This is a genomic window from Shimwellia pseudoproteus, assembly GCF_016415625.1.
Classification (GTDB): domain Bacteria; phylum Pseudomonadota; class Gammaproteobacteria; order Enterobacterales; family Enterobacteriaceae; genus Shimwellia; species Shimwellia pseudoproteus.
Window position 1 is genome coordinate 1 of sequence record NZ_WBXP01000080.1, and the last position, 8,142, is coordinate 8,142.

General features: G+C 49.5%; 7 protein-coding genes and 3 tRNA genes. 8 read left to right on the forward strand and 2 right to left on the reverse strand.

Annotated features, from left to right (window positions below; all coding sequences use genetic code 11):
• Window positions 1-629 precede the first annotated feature (629 nt).
• Window positions 630-1,340 carry a transcriptional regulator SdiA gene (sdiA, locus tag F9C28_RS19170; RefSeq protein WP_199016868.1) on the forward strand — a complete coding sequence of 237 codons (711 nt, stop codon included), beginning with the start codon at window positions 630-632 and terminating at the stop codon, window positions 1,338-1,340.
• A gap of 70 nt (window positions 1,341-1,410) precedes the next feature.
• On the opposite strand, the gene F9C28_RS19175 is transcribed toward sdiA, so the two are convergent.
• Window positions 1,411-1,638, reverse strand: a complete 228-nt coding sequence (locus F9C28_RS19175) for a DUF2594 family protein (RefSeq protein ID WP_199016869.1) — start codon at window positions 1,636-1,638, stop codon at window positions 1,411-1,413.
• A 449-nt stretch (window positions 1,639-2,087) separates the two neighbouring features.
• On the opposite strand from F9C28_RS19175, the gene uvrY reads away from it, so the two are divergent.
• The 6 genes from uvrY to F9C28_RS19205 all read left to right on the forward strand — a co-directional run bounded on the left by uvrY (window position 2,088) and on the right by F9C28_RS19205 (window position 5,638).
• A complete protein-coding gene (gene uvrY / locus F9C28_RS19180) occupies window positions 2,088-2,744 on the forward strand; it encodes a UvrY/SirA/GacA family response regulator transcription factor (RefSeq protein ID WP_199016870.1) in 657 nt (218 codons plus the stop codon).
• Window positions 2,741-4,573: an excinuclease ABC subunit UvrC gene (uvrC, locus tag F9C28_RS19185; protein ID WP_199016871.1), complete on the forward strand. Its 1,833-nt coding sequence runs from the start codon at window positions 2,741-2,743 to the stop codon at window positions 4,571-4,573. The genes uvrY and uvrC overlap by 4 nt, the downstream gene beginning before the upstream one ends.
• Before the next feature lie 55 nt (window positions 4,574-4,628).
• Window positions 4,629-5,177 carry a CDP-diacylglycerol--glycerol-3-phosphate 3-phosphatidyltransferase gene (gene pgsA, locus F9C28_RS19190; RefSeq protein WP_199016872.1) on the forward strand — a complete coding sequence of 183 codons (549 nt, stop codon included), beginning with the start codon at window positions 4,629-4,631 and terminating at the stop codon, window positions 5,175-5,177.
• A 162-nt stretch (window positions 5,178-5,339) separates the two neighbouring features.
• Window positions 5,340-5,415 (forward strand) — tRNA-Gly (locus F9C28_RS19195).
• Between the two features lie 51 nt (window positions 5,416-5,466).
• Window positions 5,467-5,540 (forward strand) — tRNA-Cys (locus F9C28_RS19200).
• Between the two features lie 11 nt (window positions 5,541-5,551).
• Window positions 5,552-5,638, forward strand: a tRNA-Leu gene (locus F9C28_RS19205).
• 253 nt (window positions 5,639-5,891) lie between these two features.
• Here the strand turns inward: F9C28_RS19205 and F9C28_RS19210 are convergent.
• Complete coding sequence (locus F9C28_RS19210) at window positions 5,892-6,635, reverse strand: hypothetical protein (RefSeq protein ID WP_042201988.1); 744 nt, start codon at window positions 6,633-6,635, stop codon at window positions 5,892-5,894.
• A 79-nt stretch (window positions 6,636-6,714) separates the two neighbouring features.
• Between F9C28_RS19210 and F9C28_RS19215 the strand changes: the two genes are divergently transcribed.
• Entirely contained in the window at window positions 6,715-7,914 is a 1,200-nt protein-coding gene (locus tag F9C28_RS19215) for a tyrosine-type recombinase/integrase (RefSeq protein WP_199016873.1), read from the forward strand.
• Window positions 7,915-8,142 lie beyond the last annotated feature (228 nt).

Sequence of the window (8,142 nt, forward strand, 5' to 3'; positions counted from 1 at the left end):
TTTGAACTTTTGCTTTGTCACAGGATGTCGCTACAGGGTCAGGAGTGTGGTGATCTGATCCTAATTTCGGCTAAAAGTTCGATTTATTCAACAAAGCCAAGTTTCTGATGCAGTAATAGCACCGGCCACCCGATGACAGGGTGGCCCGGTATTCCCCCGGGGATATTCTGCGTTTTTTTTCGTTGCCCCGCGCCTTGCGCCGTCAATATGCTGTGCTTTTGCTCCCCCGTGGTTAATACTCACGGGAAAGCACGCTGCTGCTTATTAATTGATCACCGAAAATGTCAGGGGCTATTTCTCATTTCTGGCTATTATCCGCACTAACTTATTAATACTGCTGATTAAAGCGGCCTGTTTGCTGTGCAGGGAAATCCGTTATCTGGTGATAATTGCGCCGTTTTATTACGGTATAAGGCACATATGTTTTTATATTGCTATTGGTAATAAATCTAAAATTTCCCAAATAACCGCTGACTGAGCCCCATCAGCGGCAGGTGTTGCAATAGGGCAAATAGGCCAATTAAAGCACTTGGTAAAAATTATTAACTAATAAGGTAAATAGATTTTAACAATGTGCTAAATTTACTATCGCTGTTGTTAATCATTTATACGTAAGGAGCAGGCCACTTATGCAGGATAGCGATTTTTTTTGTTGGTGGCGGGAGAGTTCGTTAACCTTCCAGTCAGTGGCGGCATCTGCAGATTTGCAGCGGGTGCTGCAGCACCAGTCGATGCTAATGGGGTTTGACTACTTTTCTTTTTGCCTACGCCATCCTATTCCTTTCACCCGCCCTAATCTGATGGCACTCACGACTAACTATCCCGAGCCGTGGCTGGCGGCGTACCAGATGGAGGACATCACCGCCTGTGATCTGGTGCTCAAAGAGCAGCCCGGCAGCCGTTATTTCTCCTCCTGGGAGGCGATTACCCCGCTGAGCAACTCCGCACAATCGCCCGTGTTACATCAGGGATATACCCAGGGTGTGATTGCACCGAACCGGACGGTAGGCTATTTATCGGTCTCTAATCATGTTGCCCGGCCTGTCACCATGCCAGAAGAGGAGCTGATGCTGCGTATGCTGCATATATGCGAGCTGAGCATGATGGCGTTACGGCGGATTGACTCACCGGCCTTTGAGGCCAGGGAAATGCGGCTCAGCAAGCGTGAGTGTGAGATTTTACAGTGGACGGCTGAGGGGAAAACATCCTCGGAAATTGCGATGATCCTGGCGATTTCGGAAAATACGGTAAATTTCCACCAAAAGAACATGCAAAAGCGGTTTAATGCGCCCAATAAAACGCAGATCGCCTGCTACGCAGCGGCGACAGGGCTAATTTAGTCAGCTATCGGACAGGTGTGACGGTATTGCGGGGCAGGGGAGGCGGCCGGGTAGCCAGCCGCAGTTCAGATTACTGGCAACGGTACGCCTGTTTAATCTGCTTCAGGGTGCCAGTGAAAGCCTCTGCATGATCAGGGTTTTCCATCTGAGAGATTTCTTTTTCCATTTTAATTATTACCTTACCGGCATCAGCCTGTCCCATCGCTTTTAACATCTGGGCGAACAGGGCCTTCATGCAGCTTAATTCAAGCGCCAGCTCTTCTGCGTTTTCACGAGTGGAAAAGTCAGGGGTACTCATTTATTTTCCTCTATCTGATTAGAACACCGTTTATCATGACGGCTACAACGGGACGGCGGAGTATAGCATAGGCGATAGCAAATACGTGCGCGGATAAATTAACAAAATTATACAGCTCACTTTTTAGCCATTGCTGCGTAAGCTGTCGCTATGGCAAGTGTAGTAGTGCTATGTTGTTTAACAAATGTATTGTTGATGTTAATTATAATGGTGTTTTATTGGGCTGTGCTTTACGGTACGGGGACTGAATAGGTACTTAATATATTTACTGCTTTCCGGAAGTGAATGATTATTATTTTGGCTATCGTTCTGGTGACGTAAAACTTTATTTCCACAAAGCGGGTTACAGATCGCAGTAATGCATTTTGTGGTTTCAAACTTGCAATGAAAACCGTTAAGATAATGACGAAATAGCTAGCAGCGTTATCCCTATTCTGGAGAATCATCCATTGATCAACGTCCTTCTTGTTGATGACCACGAACTGGTGCGCGCAGGGATACGACGCATTCTTGAAGATATCAAGGGTATAAAAGTTGCCGGGGAAGCCTGTTGCGGTGAAGATGCCGTCAAATGGTGCCGGACTAACCCTGTAGACGTCGTGCTGATGGATATGAGTATGCCCGGCATCGGCGGTCTGGAGGCTACACGCAAAATTGCCCGTTCTTCATCCGACATCCGGGTGATTATGTTAACGGTACACACAGAAAATCCCTTACCGACCCGGGTGATGCAGGCTGGCGCTGCGGGGTATCTCAGCAAAGGCGCCGCACCGCAGGAAGTGGTGAATGCCATTCGTTCGGTCAATGCTGGCCAGCGTTATATCGCCTCTGATATTGCCCAGCAAATGGCGCTAAGCCAGATTGAACCGGCGAAAACAGAGTCACCTTTTGCCAGTTTGTCTGAACGCGAATTACAGATTATGCTGATGATCACCAGGGGCCAGAAGGTTAACGAGATCTCTGAGCAACTGAATCTCAGTCCTAAGACGGTGAACAGTTACCGCTACCGGATGTTCAGCAAGCTGAATATCAGTGGTGATGTTGAGTTAACCCATCTGGCTATCCGTCATGGTCTTTGCAATGCAGAGACGCTAGCCAGTCAGTGAGCGCCGTGTTTGATTCAAAAGCATTTCTGAAAACTGTCACCAGCCAGCCCGGCGTTTACCGGATGTATGACGTCGGCGGCACGGTGATTTATGTGGGTAAAGCCAAAGATCTAAAGAAGCGGCTGTCCAGCTACTTCCGGGCTAATTTGGCCAGCCGTAAAACTGAAGCGCTGGTTGGCCAGATTGCCCAGATAGACGTCACGGTAACCCATACCGAGACGGAAGCGCTATTACTGGAACACAACTACATCAAACTGTACCAGCCGCGTTACAACGTGCTGTTGCGGGATGATAAGTCCTATCCGTTTATTTTCCTCAGTGGGGAACCCCACCCACGCCTCGCCATGCACCGGGGGGCGAAGCATGCCAAAGGGGAATATTTTGGCCCCTTTCCTAATGGCTATGCGGTACGCGAAACCCTCGCGCTGCTGCAAAAAGTGTTCCCTATCCGCCAGTGTGAAAATAGCGTTTACCGCAATCGCTCCCGTCCCTGTCTGCAATACCAGATTGGCCGCTGCCTTGGGCCGTGTGTCAAAGGGCTGGTAACTGAAGAAGAATACGCCCGCCAGGTTGAGTATGTGCGGCTGTTTTTATCCGGGAAAGACGATCAGGTACTGAACCAGCTGGTCGAACGGATGGAAAAGGCCAGCGCGAATCTGGATTTTGAAGATGCGGCGCGGTTCCGGGATCAGATTCAGGCGGTACGGCGCGTTACCGAGAAGCAGTTTGTCTCTAACACTGGGGATGATCTGGACGTTATCGGGGTGGCTTTTGATGCCGGGATGGCCTGCGTGCATGTGTTATTTATCCGCCAGGGGAAAGTCCTCGGCAGCCGCAGTTATTTCCCCAAAATCCCCACCGGCACTGAGTTAAGCGAAGTGGTTGAAACGTTTGTTGGACAGTTTTATTTACAGGGCAGCCAGGCGCGGACGCTGCCCGGTGAAATTTTGCTCGATTTTGCCCTGGCGGACAAAACGGTGCTGGCGGATTCGCTCAGCGAACTGGCCGGGCGACGTATTCATGTGGAAACGAAGCCGCGCGGCCCCCGGGCACGTTATCTGAAACTGGCGCGGACCAATGCGGCGACAGCACTGGTGACCCGTTTGTCGCAGCATGCCACGGTGAGCCAGCGTTTGACTGAGCTGGCGGCGGTTTTGCATTTACCGACAGTGAAGCGCATGGAGTGTTTTGATATCAGCCACACTATGGGGGAACAAACTATTGCTTCCTGTGTGGTATTTGACGCAAATGGACCACTGCGGGCGGAGTACCGGCGTTATAATATCACTGGTATTACCCCGGGTGATGACTATGCGGCGATGAATCAGGTATTACGACGGCGCTATGGTAAAGCCATTGATGAGAGTAAGATCCCGGATGTGATTTTGATTGATGGCGGCAAAGGGCAGTTACGCCAGGCGAAAGAGGTTTTCGCGGCGCTGGAGGTGAGCTGGGATAAGCAACACCCGCTGTTGTTAGGGGTGGCGAAGGGCAGTGACCGTAAAGCGGGCCTCGAAACGTTGTACCTTGAGCCTGAGGGCAGTGGTTTTTCGTTGCCGCCGGATTCGCCCGCGCTGCATGTGATACAGCATATTCGCGATGAGTCCCATGATCATGCGATCAGCGGCCACCGCAAGAAACGCGCAAAAGTGAAAAATACCAGTTCGCTGGAGACGATTGAAGGCATCGGCCCGAAACGTCGCCAGTCATTACTGAAGTACATGGGGGGATTACAGCCCCTGATGAATGCGAGTGTGGAAGAGATCGCAAAAGTGCCGGGTATCTCTCAGGCGCTGGCAGAAAAGATCTACTACTCGTTGAAACATTAGTTCCTATGTAGCAACATAGGTCAATCTTCATTGACGACAAATAGTTACCGGTGCTATGCGATTTAACATACCAACACTACTAACGCTGTTCCGAGTTATTTTGATTCCGTTTTTTGTCATCGCGTTCTACCTGCCTTTTACGTGGGCGCCGTTTGCCTGCGCGTTTATTTTTTGGCTGGCGGCGATAACGGACTGGTTTGACGGGTTCCTGGCGCGGCGCTGGAATCAAAGCACGCGTTTCGGGGCATTCCTCGATCCGGTGGCGGATAAAGTCATGGTGGCTATCGCGATGGTGCTGGTGGTGGAGTATTACCACAGCTGGTGGGTCACGTTGCCGGCGGCAACGATGATCGCCCGCGAGATTATTATCTCCGCACTGCGGGAGTGGATGGCTGAACTGGGGAAACGCAGCAGTGTGGCGGTGTCCTGGATTGGGAAAGTGAAAACCACGGCCCAAATGCTGGCGCTGATTGCGCTGTTGTGGCGGCCAAACATGTGGATTGAGTCGCTGGGCATTGCGCTGCTCTTTGTCGCGGCCGTTCTGACGCTCTGGTCTATGCTGCAATATTTGAGCGCAGCACGGGGCGATTTGCTTGAACAGTGATCACTTCGCCGTAATTTTCAGCAAACGATACATTGCGGCGAAAAATATCGTTGACTCACCGCGTCAGGTAAGTAGAATGCAACGCATCGAACGGCGGCACAGTCTTCCAGACGATAACGAAATCAAGTAATTAAGTTGTTCGCAATAATATTGCTTGGTTAAGCGGGAATAGCTCAGTTGGTAGAGCACGACCTTGCCAAGGTCGGGGTCGCGAGTTCGAGTCTCGTTTCCCGCTCCAGTTTAATGACAAACGCTTCGGCGGGTGTCCTCCCGAAAGGGATAAAAATTTGGCGCGTTAGCAAAGCGGTTATGTAGCGGATTGCAAATCCGTCTAGTCCGGTTCGACTCCGGAACGCGCCTCCAATTTTCCCCGAGCCCGGATGGTGGAATCGGTAGACACAAGGGATTTAAAATCCCTCGGCGTTCGCGCTGTGCGGGTTCAAGTCCCGCTCCGGGTACCATGGGAAACATCAGAATAATCAAAGCAATAAGCAGTGTCGTGAAACCACCTCCGGGTGGTTTTTTTGTGCCTGAAATTCATGTCCTGTGCATATCCTGTGCTCACGGGGTGCAATGAGCTGCAATCTCCAGCCTGGTAATGTCGAAAAGTACGCGTCACCTCTAACATAGAGAACGGGGCTACTTCGGCTGATTTCCGGTACTTCTCCGGGAGGTAAACTTAGAATGTCCGCTACATTATCTGTAATGCAACAACTAGTGGCCCGGGTTGCAGAGTTGCTTAATGCGCTCAATCACCTCATCTCTGTACTTCTGATGTCCGCGCATAGCCCTTGGATGAGCTATTCTGAAACATATCGCATTACCCGCTTTAAATTCCCATAGCCTCCCAGGCGTGACGGATAATGTCTCATAACCATCCAAATACTCAGTCAGCAACCGTTTGAGGATGTAGTCTGTTCTCCGCACTCCGGATGCAAAGATAATGAAATTGGGCGCCAGATGCTTGATTTGTGCAGTCAACAGCTTCAGTGAGGCAGATATCACTTCCTGTACTTCATTCTCAGGGCGAATGAGTGGTGTCAGTCTGTCGTAATCCCACGCCAGTAGATTGGCATATACGATAGCCTGAGGGGGAATCTCTAACTTCCGGGCCAGCCTGAAATGATATTGCGTGAAGCGGCTACGTGATTTGAGGTTTGGTGTTCCATCGTTTTTAACTGCCAGATGCTGCTGGTAACGAACTATAGCCTCTTTAACCACCTGATCTGCGGTGACGCCGGGTATAATGCCCAGCGCCCTTAACATCGTATTCTTCCCATTCCGGGTATTCCAGCCAGCCGTTTCACGTCCAACCAGCATGATTTTTACCGGAGAGTGCCAGTATTCATCAAAGGGGACAGGTAAAAAGACACCCGAGTATTTATCTTCCTTCAGGTTGAATGACCGAGCGTTAAGCCCCTGTAATATTTGCGTATACTCTTTGAGCAGCGTTTCCATGCGTTACCCCACCTCGAAATGAATGACAATTCAAAGATATATTATTTTCATGTTATCAGTCAGATAGATGAGGATAATTATGCAAAAATCCTTCCGGTTTACCAATGCATCCATCAAAGCCCTTCCGGCAAACACAGATACCAGATCTACAGAGCTTGAGGTATCTGATACCGAAGTTATTGGCCTCAAATGTCTCTCAGGTCGAACGGGTAACAAACGTTTCCTCCTGCGCTACACATTCCACGGTACCAAAAAAAGTATCAGTATTGGCAGATTCCCTGACATTGATGTGGGGACAGCTCGCCAGATAGCTCGCCGTCATAAGGAGGCGATTGCACTGGGAAATGACCCTAAAGCAGAACGCGATAATTATCGTGCGATGCCAACACTTAGTGAGTTTTTTCACCAGACCTATGTTCCGTTCATCAAACGCCATAAAAAGTCCTGGGATAAGGATGTTCAGCGTTTCACGCAATACATTGAACCTCGTCTGGGAAAGATACGTTACTGCGATCTCAGGGCCAGAGAGATACAACAGGTGCTGTTTGACATGCTGGAGGGGCGTATTCACGGGCAGCAATATGCGCCGTCTACCTGTAACAGAGACCTTGCTATTCTGAAAACGATGGGGCGTTATGCGTTGCGACAGGATGTGCTGGAAAAGAATGAAGCCGATAAGATCCCTTTACTGAAAGAGAATAATCAGCGGACGCGCTTTTTTGATGCTGATGAGATCAGGCGCATTCTTGACGCTGCTACCCAATATCCCAACAAAGCTGCCGGGGGATTGATAGCCATGTTGTTGTTAACCGGTACACGCAAATCAGAAATGCTTAATGTCAGGCATGAACATATCGACCGGGCCAATCGTACTCTGTTCATTCCTTATACAAAAAATGGTCGCAGTCGGACGGTATATCTAAGCGATGCCGCATTATCGATTATTGATGCTATCCCACGAGTTGGCAGTAATCCGTATCTGTTCGCCATTAAGGATAATGGAAAACCGATATCGGAACCCCGATGGGCATATGAAAAAATACTGGCACAGTGCGGTATAGACAAGAATGAAGTCTGTTTTCACACCACACGTCATTCTGTTGCCTCTTTACTGGTTTCGAGTGGTCAATTCAGCCTGTATGACGTTAAAGCCCAACTGGCGCATGCCAGTATTCAGAGTACAGAACGTTACGCGAAATTAACACCGGAACGTATGCGTCAGACAGGGCAGGGAGTGACTGACCTGCTTCTGAATACTGCGGCTACGAAGCAGATGTGACTACTTTTTAGCAAACTATAAATATGGAGAATGAGGATGCATTTAAAATGCCCACAGTGTGGCAGTTGTAATACATTGATAAGTTCAGCAGGAAAACTGCCATCGATAACCGATAATAAACGCTCTGGGTATATTAGGGAAGGTGCGAATAAGCAGGTCATTTCTTCCCAAGCTGACTCGCTGATTAAAATTTCGCGGATCTGGGCCGATTTTTTTCCCGCAAACACA

What these genes read in the sequence shown, in the direction of transcription:
- sdiA (WP_199016868.1), top strand. Translation starts at nt 630, where the DNA reads ATGCAGGATAGCGATTTTTTTTGTTGGTGGCGGGAGAGTTCGTTAACC.
- F9C28_RS19175 (WP_199016869.1), bottom strand. Translation starts at nt 1,638, where the DNA reads ATGAGTACCCCTGACTTTTCCACTCGTGAAAACGCAGAAGAGCTGGCG.
- pgsA (WP_199016872.1), top strand. Translation starts at nt 4,629, where the DNA reads ATGCGATTTAACATACCAACACTACTAACGCTGTTCCGAGTTATTTTG.
- F9C28_RS19210 (WP_042201988.1), bottom strand. Translation starts at nt 6,635, where the DNA reads ATGGAAACGCTGCTCAAAGAGTATACGCAAATATTACAGGGGCTTAAC.
- F9C28_RS19215 (WP_199016873.1), top strand. Translation starts at nt 6,715, where the DNA reads ATGCAAAAATCCTTCCGGTTTACCAATGCATCCATCAAAGCCCTTCCG.